This is a genomic window from Alteromonas sp. ABH4_457 (assembly GCF_056160625.1).
This window is the reverse complement of the sequence record NZ_JBSWXN010000006.1, coordinates 214,786-230,876: the sequence shown is the minus strand read 5'-3', so window position 1 is coordinate 230,876 and position 16,091 is coordinate 214,786. Positions and strand designations below refer to the sequence as shown.

The 16,091-nt window shown below is 48.8% G+C and carries 14 protein-coding genes; 8 read left to right on the top strand and 6 right to left on the bottom strand.

Annotation, left to right across the window (positions count from 1 at the left end):
- Positions 1-59: 59 nt before the first annotated feature.
- Positions 60-2,612 (bottom strand): HWE histidine kinase domain-containing protein, encoded by a 2,553-nt coding sequence (locus ACXAGR_RS16365; RefSeq protein ID WP_474851310.1) that lies wholly within the window; start codon positions 2,610-2,612, stop codon positions 60-62.
- Positions 2,613-2,696: 84 nt separating this feature from the next.
- On the opposite strand from ACXAGR_RS16365, the gene ACXAGR_RS16360 reads away from it, so the two are divergent.
- From ACXAGR_RS16360 to ACXAGR_RS16345, 4 genes are all read left to right on the top strand, one after another.
- Positions 2,697-3,278, top strand: coding sequence for a heme oxygenase-like domain-containing protein (locus ACXAGR_RS16360; protein WP_474851308.1), 582 nt, complete (start codon positions 2,697-2,699; stop codon positions 3,276-3,278).
- A gap of 88 nt (positions 3,279-3,366) precedes the next feature.
- A complete protein-coding gene (xthA, locus tag ACXAGR_RS16355) occupies positions 3,367-4,176 on the top strand; it encodes an exodeoxyribonuclease III (RefSeq protein WP_474844373.1) in 810 nt (269 codons plus the stop codon).
- Positions 4,177-4,191: 15 nt separating this feature from the next.
- Positions 4,192-4,836: an energy-coupling factor ABC transporter permease gene (locus tag ACXAGR_RS16350; protein ID WP_303573992.1), complete on the top strand. Its 645-nt coding sequence runs from the start codon at positions 4,192-4,194 to the stop codon at positions 4,834-4,836.
- Positions 4,808-5,431, top strand: coding sequence for a DJ-1/PfpI family protein (locus ACXAGR_RS16345; protein ID WP_474851307.1), 624 nt, complete (start codon positions 4,808-4,810; stop codon positions 5,429-5,431). Before ACXAGR_RS16350 ends, ACXAGR_RS16345 begins: the two co-directional genes overlap by 29 nt.
- Before the next feature lie 27 nt (positions 5,432-5,458).
- On the opposite strand, the gene ACXAGR_RS16340 is transcribed toward ACXAGR_RS16345, so the two are convergent.
- Positions 5,459-6,025: a phosphoribosyltransferase gene (locus tag ACXAGR_RS16340; protein WP_474844375.1), complete on the bottom strand. Its 567-nt coding sequence runs from the start codon at positions 6,023-6,025 to the stop codon at positions 5,459-5,461.
- A 99-nt stretch (positions 6,026-6,124) separates the two neighbouring features.
- Positions 6,125-7,321, bottom strand: coding sequence for a lipoprotein-releasing ABC transporter permease subunit (locus ACXAGR_RS16335; protein WP_474851305.1), 1,197 nt, complete (start codon positions 7,319-7,321; stop codon positions 6,125-6,127).
- 111 nt (positions 7,322-7,432) lie between these two features.
- On the opposite strand from ACXAGR_RS16335, the gene ACXAGR_RS16330 reads away from it, so the two are divergent.
- Genes ACXAGR_RS16330 through ACXAGR_RS16320 form a run of 3 tightly spaced genes read left to right on the top strand, consistent with a single transcriptional unit; the run spans position 7,433 to position 13,004 of the window.
- A complete protein-coding gene (locus ACXAGR_RS16330) occupies positions 7,433-8,026 on the top strand; it encodes a PilZ domain-containing protein (protein ID WP_303573996.1) in 594 nt (197 codons plus the stop codon).
- A 50-nt stretch (positions 8,027-8,076) separates the two neighbouring features.
- Positions 8,077-11,568, top strand: coding sequence for a transcription-repair coupling factor (gene mfd / locus ACXAGR_RS16325; RefSeq protein ID WP_474851303.1), 3,492 nt, complete (start codon positions 8,077-8,079; stop codon positions 11,566-11,568).
- Between the two features lie 2 nt (positions 11,569-11,570).
- A complete protein-coding gene (locus tag ACXAGR_RS16320; RefSeq protein ID WP_474851301.1) occupies positions 11,571-13,004 on the top strand; it encodes a CsiV family protein in 1,434 nt (477 codons plus the stop codon).
- A 20-nt stretch (positions 13,005-13,024) separates the two neighbouring features.
- On the opposite strand, the gene ACXAGR_RS16315 is transcribed toward ACXAGR_RS16320, so the two are convergent.
- Complete coding sequence (locus ACXAGR_RS16315; RefSeq protein ID WP_474851299.1) at positions 13,025-14,395, bottom strand: SLC13 family permease; 1,371 nt, start codon at positions 14,393-14,395, stop codon at positions 13,025-13,027.
- Positions 14,396-14,594: 199 nt separating this feature from the next.
- Between ACXAGR_RS16315 and ybaK the strand changes: the two genes are divergently transcribed.
- On the top strand, positions 14,595-15,080 hold the full coding sequence (gene ybaK / locus ACXAGR_RS16310) for a Cys-tRNA(Pro) deacylase (RefSeq protein ID WP_474851297.1): 486 nt from the start codon (positions 14,595-14,597) through the stop codon (positions 15,078-15,080).
- 11 nt (positions 15,081-15,091) lie between these two features.
- Here ybaK and ACXAGR_RS16305 read toward each other — a convergent pair whose 3' ends face one another.
- A complete protein-coding gene (locus tag ACXAGR_RS16305) occupies positions 15,092-15,670 on the bottom strand; it encodes a hypothetical protein (RefSeq protein ID WP_474844381.1) in 579 nt (192 codons plus the stop codon).
- Between the two features lie 119 nt (positions 15,671-15,789).
- Positions 15,790-16,089 (bottom strand): integration host factor subunit alpha, encoded by a 300-nt coding sequence (gene ihfA, locus ACXAGR_RS16300; RefSeq protein WP_070123303.1) that lies wholly within the window; start codon positions 16,087-16,089, stop codon positions 15,790-15,792.
- Between the last annotated feature and the right edge of the window lie 2 nt (positions 16,090-16,091).

Genomic DNA, 16,091 nt, shown 5'->3' with positions numbered 1-16,091 from the left:
CGGTTGACGCTAAGTTACACATTACTCTTAATCATGAATGAAGACTGCGTCAATCAGTCTTACAAGATTTGCGCCAGAGTAGTCATTAAATCCTGCCCGGTGACCGGCTTGGTTAACACCGGTACGTGCTTTATTTCATCCGGGATGTCTACATCCTCACCATAACCACTAACGATAATGGCAGGAATACCTTTGACCGAAAGCTGTCTGATAAGGTCAAAACTGGTTTCATTACCCAGATGCACGTCAAAAACGGCCAGGCCGGGTTCGCGCCCTTCAACAGAACGGCGCGCTGCGGCAAGCGTACCTGCTACAGCGACATTCTGAACACCAAGCGCCTTCAGCTTTTTTTGCATATCAAGGGCAATCACCAGACTATCTTCGACTACCAGAGCATATTCCGGCATGCTTAAAGACGTATCGGGTTCTTCAATCGTTGCTACATTTTCACTGTCCGCAGAGGTGTCTTTAACGACAAGATAACGATGGGGGATCACCAGTGTCGCTTTTACGCCACCCGGAGAAAACTCAATGTCCACTTCGCCTTCAAGCTCATGGGGAATGACATTCCGTATCATTGTCATACCAAAACTGTCTTTACCAGGCAGCGACACAGGAGGACCGCCAGTTTCTTCCCAACGGATGATTAACTCAGATTTTTTCGATACAGACCAGTGGACAGACACCGTGCCCTTTTCACCTGAGTTCGAAAGCGCGCCATATTTTGCTGCATTGGTAAACATTTCATGCATCACCAGCACCAGAGGCGTGGCTGCATAAGGCGCTATCAACACATCCTCGCCATGGAGCTCAATACTGTTAGATAAATTCACATAGGCCTGAATTTCAGTTTCCAGTAACTTACGGAATGAAATATCAGTCCAGTCTGACGCAGTAAGCTGATCATGAGCGGATGCCAGAGCAACCAGACGGCCACTGAGAACCTGAATAAATTCTTCCAGTGTTCTGCCAGCTTGCTCAGTTTGCATCACAATGGCGTTGACCAGATTCAGAATGTTCCGTACCCGGTGATTCAGTTCCGATATCAGAATTTCATGTTTTCGTGCAGCCTGCAGGCGAATACTGTCCCTTTCCTGAATGTGTCTTATCATTACTTCAAGAAGGGTCACCCGCAAAGAATCTGCGTCATTAAGTTCCTGCTCAAGCCACTCGTGACAACTGTCACTGTGAGTTTGCTGCCAAACGTCGAAACTGCTCCTTGGCATGAGTCTGGCGCCATTCGGCCCGGCCACCACCGGTTTTTCCGGATTACCTGCCCAGCTTACGGTTTTGGTCTGTGCCTGACGGTAAAACAGCAAATAATCTCTGGGACTTTTTGATACAGGGACCGCCAGCACACCGGCAATGCCGTGAACATCGGTCTGATAACCACTCATAAAATCCGCCAGAGTGTCAATGGCGGCAATTTCGCTGGCTGCCAGTGCGTTCAACTGACGGCACAACCTCTTGAGGTTATCCGGTTCCAGAACATGCCCTTCGCTGCGTACTTCACCGTCTACGATGACGCAAATACCGTCACATTTTATCAGGTCGCGCATGACAGGAAACTGATCAGCAATACCCTGTGCCAGCGAACCGGAGGTCGGAATGGTCGACATAATTCGATTATGAACATGCCGCACTCTGTCCCGTTCGACACTTTGCTCCGTCATTAACCGCGACGACAACTCCAGGGAAAATACCTCAGCAAAAAGCTCCAGTTCCGTCCGTTGATAATACGACGGTACTTTAGGGCTGTAGTGGTGGCAGGCAAACAAACCCCACAACTTACCGTTAATGACAATGGAAACAGACAGGGAGGCTTTCACCCCCATGTTCTTCAAATACTCGATATGGATGGGAGAGACCGCACGCAGAGTGGAAAATGACATATCAATTTGACTGTCAGTCCCCTTCACAACAGGTAACACCGGCACCGTTGTGTCATCCACATCAGCAATCACCCTCAGCAGGTTTTTCACATACAAGGCACGGGCCTGCTTAGGGATATCAGAGGCGGGGTAACGCAAGCCAAGAAAAGGTTCCAACTTAAATTGCTTACTTTCAGCCACCACTTCTCCTGCCCCGTCCGGCAGGAACTTATACACCATCACTCTGTCATATCCGGTGATAAGCTGTATTTGCTGGGCAACCTGATCAATGAGTTCTTTACTGTCGGCGGCACGGTAAAATTGCGTCAGCAGAGATCGCACAAACTGCTCATCAGCTTTACGTTCACTGTGCACTTCTTCCAGCTCTATCAGCGTATAAAGACCATTATGATGAACAGAGATATCAACAGTCAGTCCGGTAGCCACAACTTTTTGTGCAAACAACCGTTCATTTCTGCCGGTAATCATGGAAGACTGTAAGGAAGAACGAATATGGTGTAACGTCGTTTTGTCAAACCAGTTTTTCAGCGGTTCTCCGGCAACGTCATCCACAGGTACACCCAGATAATGTTCAGTATTGGCTGAGCAAAACGCAATCAGCCAGTCGGCGCGCACGGCAATCAGACAACCAAAAGATTGTATGCTGCCCGGCAGATGAATGGGTTCCCTGTCGCAATTAGTCAGATCGACAGTGAAGTCTGATGAAGTGGCGTTATCCATGTCTTTGAACCGTGCTTATGACTTTTAGAATATTTTACGGCTTAATGTCTTACAACATTTTCAGAATATCAGATCAACTTATTGATGAATATAAATAAACTATTTTTAACACTCAGAGAATCATCGTCAGAACCTCACAAGCAGTTAGAAGCCACCTACCCGTTTTGTTACCAGATGCGCAGTGAAGCGTTCAGTCCGCTGCATTATGGCAGAGCCTTGTCTGTACTAAGGGCTTTTCACGTTTATGCCGCGCCTTTCGTGGCCCGCTTACCTGATGAAATACGTCACCTGATAATAGTCGATGATGTCATTGATGCACTTAACCTGGACCTGCAAATTTTAGGGGTGCTGGAAGAACAGCCTGAGTTCAAATCTGCATTATCATCTCAGTCACCAACCAGCCTGCTGGCATTCAGTTATGTGTGGATGGGATCGTCCATGGGCGGCAGTATCATCAGTCGCTGGCTGCAGTCACGTCATCCCGGTTTGCCGCAGCAATACTACCGTGCCATGGCAGAAACCGGCGCAAACTGGGAAACGTTTAAAGCAGGCGCTACTGACTGGGCCCGGGCCAATAATATCAACGATGATGATGCGGGAGACGCTGCCAGACAGGTTTTTGAAAGTATCATTAATACTGCCTCACACTACAGTGAACCTGCTTAACTCAAAAGCTGCAAAATAGCCTGTGCCTGTCTTCAGGCAGCACAGCGGTTTTGCTATGATTGCAATAAATTAATTAACAGTGAATTTCATGAAAGTAGTATCTTTTAATATTAACGGGATTCGTGCGCGGTTGCATCAGCTGTCTGCACTGATTGAAAAACACCAGCCGGATGTCATCGGTTTGCAGGAAATCAAAGTGCATAACGAGCAGTTTCCTGTTGCTGATGTGGAAGCGATGGGTTACCACGTTTTCTTCCACGGACAGAAGAGTCACTACGGTGTGGCTATGCTCACAAAAGAGAAGCCGCTGAATGTGCAATACGGTTTTCCCACTGATGAAGAAGACGCTCAGCGCCGCATGATAATGGTGACGTTAGCAGGTAAAAATGGTCAGCCGGTACGGGTACTGAATGGCTATTTCCCTCAGGGCGAGAATGAAAAGCATGAAACCAAGTACCCGGCGAAGCGTAAATTCTATGCCGATTTAATGGGGTATCTCAGTGACCACCATAGTCAGGATGACAACGTCATCATTATGGGTGATCTGAACATTTCGCCGGCAGACAATGATATCGGCATTGGCGAGGATAACCGTAAACGCTGGCTGAAAACCGGCAAATGCTCTTTTTTACCGGAAGAACGGGAGTGGATTAACACACTCTACGACTGGGGCGTGACCGACAGCTTCAGAGCACAAAATCCGGAAGTAAGCGACCAGTTCAGCTGGTTCGATTACCGCTCAAAAGGATTTAACGACAACCGGGGTCTGCGCATTGACCATATCCTGGCAACAAAGCCAGTACATGAAGGACTTCAGGAAACCGGTATTGATTACGAATTGCGCGGCATTGAAAAGCCGTCTGATCATGCTCCTATCTGGACGGTGTATGATATTTAACTAACGAGGTCATCATTGACAAGCCTGCAAACATTCGCACTTATTCTGTTCACCGGACTGATGATTGTGATAATCAGGAATCTGTCCTGGCAGGCTTTGTTAAAAGATAAGAGACAGCAGCATGTGTTATTCGGTTATACCGCGCTGCTGTTTTTTTTGTGGATTTTCCGTGCCGGGATTTATCAGGGGCTGGATGTTCATTTTTTATGGCTGAGTGCACTAACGCTGACACTCGGATTCAGAAAGGCGCTGATCGCCGGAGCCGTGGCCCTTACCGGTATAACATTAACCGGTACTGAACAATGGCACATGATCGGCGTAAATGGTCTGCTTGGCGTTGTCATGCCTGTGTGTGTCAGCTACGTCATCTTTATGACCGCATTTCACAAAATCCCCCGTAATCTGTTCGTCTACATATTTGCCTGTGCATTTTTCCCGGGCGCCATAGTCATAGCTTTGAAAATGGGTTTGCTGGGGGGATATTACCTGGCTGACGGTTTATATGACTGGCAAACCGTAAGAGATAACTACCTTATTCTTATCCCCTTACTGCTCTTCCCCGAAGGACTGTTAAATGGTATGACTATGACATTGCTCATCGTCTATAAACCTGAACTGGTCTACACCTTCCATGACAAATTCTATATCGACGGAAAATAACCGACAGCCATTACGCTTTGCCATTGTGATATACCCTGACGCGGAGGTGCTTGATTTCGCCGGGCCCTACGAAGTCTTTACCACGGCTGTGCGGGTCCACCAGTTTAACTGGCAGGTACAACTGGTAGCCGAAACTGCCATGATTAAAGCCCGTGCGGGTTTTATGGTACAGAGCCACACTACATTTGCAGATGCAGAGAAACCGGACATCCTCGTGGTGGTTGGCGGCGATCATACCCGCGAATTGAACAATCCTGTGTTGCTGGCATGGATCAAACAGGCATCTGCCAGTGCAAAGATAGTGGCATCAGTGTGTACAGGTTCATTCTTGCTTGCTGAAGCAGGGATTGTGGATAGCCATAATATGACAACACATTGGGAGGACATTGCTGATTTACGCAGGCTTTATCCGTCACTCACTGTGCATGAACATTGCCGGGTAGTGAATGAGGGCGCGCTTTACAGCAGTGGCGGTATATCAGCCGGCATCGACATGGCGTTAACGCTGGTAGCTGATATTACGAAGAAAGCTGATGCTGAAGCAACAGCCAGACAAATGGAATACCGGTGGGACGACAGCTGTCTGCGCATATAGCGCAGACACATTTAACAGCAGGATCTACTAGTCTTTCTTGTAAAGAATATCCATCACACCGGCCAGTTCGGTTTTACCTTCCCGCACTTCTTCCTCACTCAAACCAGCGATTTCGTGAGGAAATACCAGCCACTCATCGCTCTGATTTACATAATAGTCAGGAACAATTTCCGTCTTGTTGTTCTGTGGCTTGTACCAGGGGCAGGCAATACGGATATCTTTCGGCATATTCAGACGCATCAGTTTACGCACCTGTTTGATAAGCGCATCCACACTGCGGCCGGAATCAAATACATCATCAACAATCAGCAGTTTGTCGTCAGCATTAGCATTCTCGACCAGATAATGCAGACCGTGAACACGGATTTCTTTCGACTGTTTGTTGATACCGTAGTAAGACGATGTTCTCACTGCGATGTGGTCAGTTGGGGTATTTTTGAATTCAAAAAATTCCTGAACAGCGATACCAATAGGCGCACCACCACGCCAGATACCGATAATGAAGTCCGGCCGGAAGCCATCTTCATATACCATAGCCGCTAAACGGAACGAGTCTTCCAGAAGAGATTGGGAGGTAATAAAGTTTTTGTTCATAGCATTTATCCGGCCAGATTTGAAAGGCGGGAAGTATAGTGAAAATTAAGGTTATTTGCACGCAAAATTAACCACATGGTCAACATGGTACAAGCCAGTTTATTCGTTCTGCAGCGCCGTAGCAGGATGCACTTTCATCGCTCTCACAGCAGGGTAAACACTGGCCAGCAAACACAATACCAGTGAAAATAGTGTCACCATAATGACCTGATGCCAACGTAAATCCACAGGGATCCCCTGCCCGTCGGCAGACAATGCCAGCTGAATATCCAGCAGTGCCAGCAAATTATTCAGTTGCAACACTACTACAACACCCAGTACCAGGCCAAGTATAGCGCCCTTCACACCGTTAAACAGGCCGTTAAGTAAAAAGACTGTCCGTATCTGACCGGCTTCCATTCCCTGAGTTTGTAAAATGGCAATGTCACCCTGCTTTTCAGTGACTACCATCACCAGCGCAGAAACAATGTTAAATGCCGCTACTGCAATGATGAGCAGCAGCATCATAAACATCATGTTTTTTTCCATTTTCACAGCATCGAACAGGGGCCCCTGACGTTCCCGCCAGTTATCGGATGAAAAGCCCTGCCCGTCTAATGTGTTTATGACCGCACTGTAATTAAAGGCGTCGTTAAGGAAAAGGCGGGTATCTGAGGACGCATCCTGCGGTTTCCTTAATAACCTTTTCAGATCGTCCAGATGCATAAAGATGACCTTGTCATCCATCTGAGAATTAACCCCATACAACCCTGCTACTTTTACAATACGCTGAGCCGGCATGCGTCCCAGCGGGGTGTATACACTCGCTCCAGCCACAAGAAGACGCATTGTATCCCCCGGTCTGAGATCGAGTTGAACAGCCAGCGCCTGACCGGCAATCACATTAAAACTGCCGCTTTCCAGACCGGTGAACTTACCGGCCACCATGTTTTCTGCCACCACAGAGTCCTGCATATCTTCCGGCACAACGCCCTGAATTTGCACACCTCTCAGCCCGCTTCTTGCCTGTAAAACCCCTTCTGTTTCGATAAACGGCATGACATGGTCTACACCGGCAATGCTTTCAAAGGGAGCCGCAGATGGTTCCGCATGTACAACCACATGAGGCAGAATACCCAGAATGCGCTGCTTTAATTGCCCTTCAAACCCGTTCATCACCGATAACACAATGATCAGCGCCATCAAACCCAGTGCAATTCCGGCGACTGAAAAAAAGTTAATGAACGAAACAAAGCTATTTTGTTTATTCGCAGTAGAATAGCGCAGCGCCAGAAAGGCAGAGACTGGTTGAAACATGAAAACCCGGCGTCGGAAAAAGTAAATGGCGTAATACGGCAACCGTATTAGTAAAGTTGTTAGTCTACGTGTAAGCTTTACTACGTACAAGATTGATGTAGCAGGATTTAAATGAGCAACGAGACACTGGCAGATAAACAGGCACAATTCGACGAGTTCTTCATGATTACCAGTGAACTGCCGGTAAACGTAGTGCCGCTGGAAGCGGGTAAACCCGTTCCTGCCAGTGACGATCTTGAATCCGTCATGCCCTATGCATTCAGAATTGCCGGGGAAATGGCTGCCATCGAGGCACAGGCATTAAGACCGCTGCGTAATCTCGGAGACCACGCTGCAGCGCTGACTGATTATCTGAACCATCAGGCCAGAAAAATCGACCTGATGATGTCTTATATACTACACCAGCAGGACGATGAGACCTGTCGCTATCAAACCGTTAAGTTTGGCGGCGGCGGTATAATCGTCAGTACCGCATCGCCTTACGAAACCGGTACGCTGGCTGAACTGAAGCTGTTTCTCAATCAGGAAGCGGCGGCTGTTTATTGTTTCGGTGAAGTTATTGCTTGCCAGCAGCACGGAGATGATTACCATATATCCTTCATTTTCCGCAGCATCCGCGAACAGGATCAGGAATTGCTGGTGCGCGCCAGTTTGCATTTGCAAACCCAGCAGCTGCGCAAACGCGCTCAGGACAAACAGGAATAGTTCGCTCTCACGCAACTCCATGATAACCAGCCAATAGTTTTCAAGGTGACATGACAGCCACAATTTTTTCTTTACCACTGCCGAAGGCAAAAAAGGCCGGCAGCACAGGTGATCACCAGCAATGGGGTCAGTTAAAAGGCAGTAGCCGCGCTCTGGCCGTCAGCCAGGCATACAAGCAGCATAAAGGACCGGTGGTTGTTATCACCGCTGACACACCGTCAGCCATGAAGCTCCAGCGGGAACTTGCATGGTTTTTAGATAACGACCGTAGTGTTACCACCTTGTTCCCTGATTGGGAAACTCTGCCTTATGATATGTTTTCGCCCCATCAGGATATTGTTTCCCAGCGGATGGAAACTTTGTACCGGATGGCGAACGAGCCCAGCGGTATCTTCATCGTTCCCGTAAACACGCTGATGCAACGGCTGGCACCGGTAGATTATTTGAATAAATATCTGCTGATGGTTCATAAAGGCGATACCCTCGACCGTGAACAGTTCCGGCGCAATCTCGAACAGGCCGGCTATCTGCATGTAAACCAGGTAATGAGCCACAGCGAATTTTCCATTCGCGGTTCCATTATCGACCTGTTTCCCATGGGCAGTGACAGACCATTCCGCATTGATTTATTCGATGATGAAATTGATTCTATCCGCTATTTTGAAACAGAAAACCAGCGCTCTGCGGATGCCGTTGATGAAATCCGGTTGTTACCGGCAAGAGAATTTCCCACCGACAAAGCTGCACTTTCAGCCTTCAGAGCCCGTTACCTGGAAACCTTCGACAGCAACAGTTCGCAGGAATCGGTATTAAGTCAGGTATCTAAAGGCACCATGCCCGGCGGTATCGAATACTATCTGCCGCTGTTTTTTGACCATACTGCTACCCTGTTTGACTATCTCCACGATAATGCCGTCCTGATGCTGCATGGCGATGTCATGGACGCCAGCGAGTTTTTCTGGGCAGATGTGGCTGAGCGTTACGAACAGCGCAGATACGACTTATCACGCCCCCTGCTCAGCCCTGAAGCACTGTTTCTGCCAGTTAACCAACTTTTCGAACAGGTCAAAAACTGGCCGCGGATTACGCTGCACGCAGACGCTTTAGAAGAAAAAGCAGGAAAATCCAACCTCGGATGCGAAAGCCTTAAAGACATCGCGTTTAATCCACAGAAGAAACAGCCGGCTCAGGCGCTGACGGAAAAAATGAAAGCCGCCCGGAATGCCGGCAGCCGTGTGCTTTTCTGTGCTGAATCTCAGGGACGGCGGGAAAACCTGCTGACTCTGCTGAATAAAGCAGGGATCCGCCCTGAAGCCGTTCAGCAACTCAGTGACTTCATCGACAGTGATGTTGCTGCAGGCATTTGTGTTGGTCTGGTAGAAAACAGCTTCGAGTGGCAGCGTGAACAGGGCAATATTCTGTTTATTACTGAAACAGAACTGCTGGGCCATAAGGTCAGTCAGCGCCGCTTACGTGACAAACGGCAGGCAACGGATGAAAGTGCCATTATCCGCAACCTCGCTGAACTGTCTGTTGGACAACCGGTGGTTCACTTTGATCACGGCGTGGGCAGGTATACGGGTTTGCAAACCCTGGATGCCGGCGGCGTGATGACCGAGTATGTGTGCATTGAATATGCAAAGCAGTCAAAGCTCTACGTGCCGGTGTCTTCTCTGCATCTGATTTCACGCTATACCGGCGGCGATGTGGATCATGCGCCACTGAACTCACTGGGCTCAGATGCGTGGACAAAAGCGAAACAAAAAGCAGCCGAGAAGGTCCGCGACGTGGCTGCGGAACTGTTGAATGTCTATGCCAAACGGGCAGCAAAACCGGGGTACGCCTACGACATCAACTGGGAAGATTACCAGAGCTTTGCCGACAGCTTTCCTTTTGAAGAAACACCGGATCAAATTCAGGCCATCAATGCCGTTATTCAGGATATGGGTTCTCCGCAGGCCATGGACAGACTGGTTTGTGGTGACGTGGGCTTCGGTAAAACAGAAGTAGCCATGCGGGCAGCTTTTCTGGCTGCCAATCACGGTAAACAGGTGGCCATACTTGTGCCAACCACCCTGCTGGCACAACAGCATTTTGAAAATTTCAAAGACCGCTTTGCAAACTGGCCGTTTAATATTCAGGTAATGAGCCGTTTTGTCAGCGGTAAAGCGCAGAAAACCGTTGTCGACGGCATCAAAGAGGGCCAGGTGGACATCGTGGTGGGCACCCACAAACTGCTCAGCAGCGACATTGAATTTAACGATCTTGGCCTTGTGATCATTGACGAAGAACACCGCTTTGGCGTGCGTCAGAAGGAAAAATTCAAATCCCTGCGTGCAGATGTAGATATTCTGACCCTTACCGCTACCCCCATACCGAGAACGCTGAACATGGCATTGTCCGGTATGCGTGATTTATCCATCATCGCTACGCCGCCGGCACGCCGCTTATCGATAAAGACTTTTGTGCAGCAACGCAATACGTCGGTGATCCGTGAAGCGGTTATGCGTGAAATTCTTCGTGGTGGTCAGGTTTACTTCCTCCACAATGAAGTGGATACCATCGAAAAAACCGCGAAAGAAATTGCCGAAATTGTCCCTGAAGCGCGTATTGCCACCGGTCACGGACAAATGCGTGAGCGGGAACTGGAAACCGTGATGAGTGATTTCTATCACCAGCGCTATAACGTGCTGGTGTGTACCACTATCATTGAGACAGGTATTGATGTTCCTACCGCTAACACTATCATTATGGACAGAGCCGACCACCTCGGTCTGGCGCAGCTTCACCAGTTGCGCGGACGTGTGGGCCGTTCTCACCACCAGGCATACGCATACCTGCTTACCCCTCATCCGAAGCGGATGACGAAAGATGCGGCCAAGCGTCTGGAAGCCATCGCCAGCCTGGAAGATCTGGGCGCAGGCTTCGCACTGGCTACCCATGACCTTGAAATTCGTGGTGCCGGTGAATTGCTCGGCGATGATCAATCGGGGCAGATAGCCTCTATCGGTTTTACGCTGTACATGGATATGCTGGACCAGGCTGTGACAGCATTGAAGGAAGGTCGCGAGCCCAGTCTGGAAGATGCTTCAGCCAATCAGACGGAAATTGAGCTGCGTATTCCTGCGCTGTTGCCCGATGACTATATTGCAGATGTTAATCAGCGTCTTTCACTCTATAAGCAACTGGCAAGTTGTCAGAGTAAAGATGCCATTGATGAATTCCAGGTTGAGTGTATAGACAGATTTGGCTTACTGCCGTTGCCGGCTAAACAACTTATCAAAGTCGCTGAACTCAAACTCATCGCAAAACGGTTGGGTATAACAAAAATCGACCTGACCAGCATTGGCGGCACCATTGAATTCAGAGAAAATACGCCGGTGGATCCGGGGTATATCATACAACTGGTACAAACCCGTTCTGATACGTTCCGTTTTGAAGGCAGCCAGAAGTTGCGTCTGGTGAAGAAAACCGAAACAGCAGAAGAACGGTTATCCCTGATTGAAAATGTACTGAACGACTTTGCCATGGAGACAAAGTAAGCATGAAACGGGTAGTCGCTTTAGCAGCAGGACTTCTTTTAAATACCGCTTCACCAGTATTTGCTGCGGATGACTGGTGGTTTGATGTGGAAGTGATCATTTTCGATCGTAACATCAGCATCAGTGAGCTCAATGAGCAATTTGCTGAAACACCACTGGCTCAGTCTGTGGCTGAGTTAAATCTGATTGATAACTATCTTCGTCCTGATATCAGTTACATTAAGCAAGGTCTCGCCACCTGTGGTGTGCCCTCCTCCCCTTTGTGGATGGATACGCCGTCACTGGAAGACATTCAGGCTGACTATGCACGCTGGAAAGCCTCGCAGTCACTGTTATCAGAGAATACCGGTACAAGCGCTGATAACACCGGGTTGTCAAACATCGGCGCATCTGATTTTGATGCGGCAACGGACTTATCTGATGAAACAGAACAGCCTCAGCAGAACCGCAAAGATGCGCTGGCAGAAACGTTCAGCGTAGAAACCGGCAATGACGGGTTTTCATCCGGCGAAATGGCTATTACAGACGAAGAACCGGATATGCCGGCTTTTGACCCTGTCACAGATTCAGAAATCGCTGAGTACTGGATTGCTTTTTCCGGGATCAATACGGTTACACCCGTCACGGTTCCCCGTTTCAGCTACTGTGAACCGCCGCGGGACTGGTTAAGCTGGCAAAATGGTAAATGGCAGACTTACAAACCGGATAATTCTCTTCCCGCACCGGATGTTGTGCCGGAGTTTCTTGATGGCCGGGATACAGAATTCGCCCGGTTTGCACACTTACTGCCTTATGACAGTTTGGAACTGACTAAACTTTCACGGCAGATCCGGCAAACCCGGGGCTTGAACCGTATGCTTCATATTGCCTGGCGTCAGCCGGTGAAGTTCGGTGAACAAAAAGCTGCAGCCATGCGGATCATCGCCGGCGACAATTATGCGGACAGCTTCACAATGAACGGTGAAGCCATTAAACCGGCATTACCGCAATCTGCCGAACAGGCAGAGGCACAAGAAAATTTAACGCTGACACAGGATGATTTCTTTACGCAGTTATCTTCACGTCTGAACCGTGCCGGCACGGTGAGTTTTGACGACATGATGGCAGCGGAACCTGAACAAATCATGCAGACGGATACAGCACAAAATACGACTGTCGCACAGGCTAACGAAGGCCTTACTCCTGCCATCTGGCAATTAGATGGTTTTCTGAAAGTGTATCTGAAATATATTAACCGGGTACCTTATCTGCACATCGACAGTGAGATGCAGTACCGTCAGCCGGTAACGACGGGAGAGAGCGAAAACGGGCAGCCTGAATTTGAATTGCAGGCGGTGCCTTTTCATCAGGTACGCCGGGTGATCAGTAAACAAATCCACTACTTTGACCACCCCATGTTTGGCATGATCGTGCAAATCAGAAGACATCAGCAATAGCTGATGTCTTTCACCGGCAGCTAAAGGCGTGTGACAATGACCACGCCGGTGACCACAAATGCCACCAGTATATTCAGAATGGTGCCCTCTCTTATCATTGTCTGCATATTAATATGACCACTGCCATATACAATCGTATTTGTCGGCGTGGCAACCGGCATCATAAACGCGCAACTGGCACTGATAGCAGCAGGCATCATTAACACCACAGGGTCGAGGTCGAGGGCAATAGCGGCACTGGCCAGAATTGGCATCAACAACGTAGCTGTGGCTGTATTGGACGTCACTTCAGTCACAAAGCTCACTGCAAGACACAACACCAGGATCAGCAGCATGACCGGTAATACCGATAAACTGGTCAGTGCTTCCCCCAGCACCACACTTAAGCCTGATACAGTGAAAGCTTTAGCCAGACAAATACCGCCGGCGTAAACCATCAGCAGACCCCAGGGGATCTGAGCGGCAGTATCCCAGTCGAGGATTTGTCCCGGCTTTTCCTTATTGCCGTCCGGAATAAGGCACATCATTACCACACCAGCCATGGCGATAGTACTGTCACTCACATTCGTCATGCCCAGCCACTGTGTCCAGAACGGCCGGAAAACCCATGCCAGCGCAATAATTAAAAATGAAATCAGCACCCGGCGCTCAGCCGGTTTCCAGTCACCGGTGTCCGGTAATACCACCGTGGGGATCTGACCAAGATGACGTGTAAGCCACAGCGCCATCACCGGAATAGCCAGTATGACTACCGGAATACCGGTTTTCATCCAGTCCAGAAAGCTCAGCTCAGTGCCGGTAGTTTGCTGATACACACTCATAAAAATGATATTCGGCGGCGTACCAATTGGTGTACCTACCCCACCGATACTGGCAGCGTAGGCAATCCCCAGTAAAATGGCTGATGCCAGACGGGGAGAATCCACAGAGCTGATTATTGCCAGTGCAATGGGCAGCAGCATCAGCGTAGTGGCCGTATTCGATATCCACATACTGAGAACCGCAGAGGTAAGCATAAAACCGAGCACCAGCCGCTTAGCATTTGAGGCCCCGGTAAGCTTCAGCATATAAACTGCCAGCCTGCGGTGTACGCCGGATTTTTCCAGCGACTTGGACAACATAAAGCCGCCCATCAACAACAAGATAACGTGGCTTCCCAGCGCCGATGAGGCTTCCTGATAGGTCATCACTCCCGCCATGGGAAAGGCAAAAAACGGAATAAGAGACGTGACGGGAATAGGTAATGCTTCGGTCATCCAGAGCATAGCGATAAGAATAGTAAGACCGGCCGTTAAACTCATGATCTGGCCGAAGTCATTACTCATCATAATGACAAAAATACTCAGACTTGCCAGTACTGACAAGGCAATAAAGCGTGATTTAACTTGCATACATACATTTCCGGGCGCGTGATGCACCGACTACGTGGTGAAAGAAACTGATGGCAGGCGTTTTCGCAATTGAGTCTTAATCCGGTTTATTTTTATTATTTGATTAAGTTAGCGCGTTGATATTGATATCATAAAAACCGGCATTGATGCAAAAATCAAAACGCACAAAACTCTTTTTATCTTCCTAAGTTGAGGCCCTATGACGCCGGCGATTAATCTTCTGAAAAAGAAGAAAGTGACACATCAGGTATTAAAATACGAACATGATCCCGCTGCGCCTTCATACGGACTGGAAGCCTGCGAAAAACTGCACCTCGATCCTGTAACGGTTTTTAAAACACTGGTAGCAGAAACAGATAAGCAGCAATGGGTTGTCTGCATCATACCCGTGGAAGATAAGTTGAGCATGAAAGCTGTAGCGAAAGCTGCCGGCGCGAAAAAAGCAGCCATGGCAGCCCCTGCAGACGTCGAGCGGACCACCGGCTATATTTTGGGTGGGGTAAGTCCGCTGGGACAAAAGAAAAGACTACCGGTGTTAATTCACCATTCAGCGCAGAACCTGGAGAAAATGCACGTCAGTGCCGGCCGCAGAGGGCTTGAGGTCGGTTTGAAACCGTCTGATTTAAGTGCACTGACCGCTGCAACATTTCACCCGCTGACCGTCAGCAGCGAAGATAACGGGTGAAACCATGCTGATTATTCGCCGGTACCCGGCCGGATAGCATCCCGCTCCCCGTTGTTTGCTCCGGCATAGCGTGACTGCCACATTTCTCTGGCTGCCTCACGTTCTTTCTCACCGGGTGCCTGTCCTGACGACAACGTGACAGCAATCTGCTCAATGATCTGATCCCGCTTAGTGATTAATGCCTCCACTTGCGGGAACAAATCTTTCGCTTCCGGGTACTTCACCTTCAGACTGCCGATGTCTTCAAGGGCATAGTAACGTTCTTCAAACTCATCATTAAACAAGCTGCGTTTGGCATTGAACTTTACGTATTCAACCGCCTGAGATGACGCAAGATACTGCATGTCAGTTGAACTCAGACCGGCCTGTTCCGCCACTTCCTGCGCCCGGTTCATCCATTTTTCAAGCGCTTCACTGTCACCATCAGCAACTGCCTGCTTTATTCCGGCTTCCAAATCAGAAGCATGAAGAATATCCATCACCGTAATTACCGGTACCGGGGCCTGTTCTGAAGAAGAATCGGACAGATAAATGAAATACCCCGCCACAGCAACAAGAATCAATGCTGCGAGGAATCCTGCTTTTTTCATTGCAACTCCTGCTAAATGCAATTTTAAAAACGAAAAAGGCAATACGCAGCGCGTATTGCCCTAACAAAGAACATCAATACCTGACAGATGAGGCACCGCTTACAGATGCCGTAACGACGTTACTCTGTCGGTGGCTTTGAGTTTTCAACCCGGCTTTTGAGCTTCTGGCCGGGACGGAATGTAACCACCCGTCTGGCTTTGATCGGAATATCTTCACCGGTTTTCGGGTTTCTTCCGGGACGCTCGTTCTTATCACGCAGGTCAAAATTACCAAAACCTGACAGTTTCACTTGTTCACCAGATTCTAACGCTTCCTTGATTTCCTCAAAGAAGGCTTCCACCAAATCCTTAGCGTCTTTTTTATTAATACCCAGTTTTTCGAATAAGTGTTCAGCCATTTCGGCTTTGGTCAATGCCATAA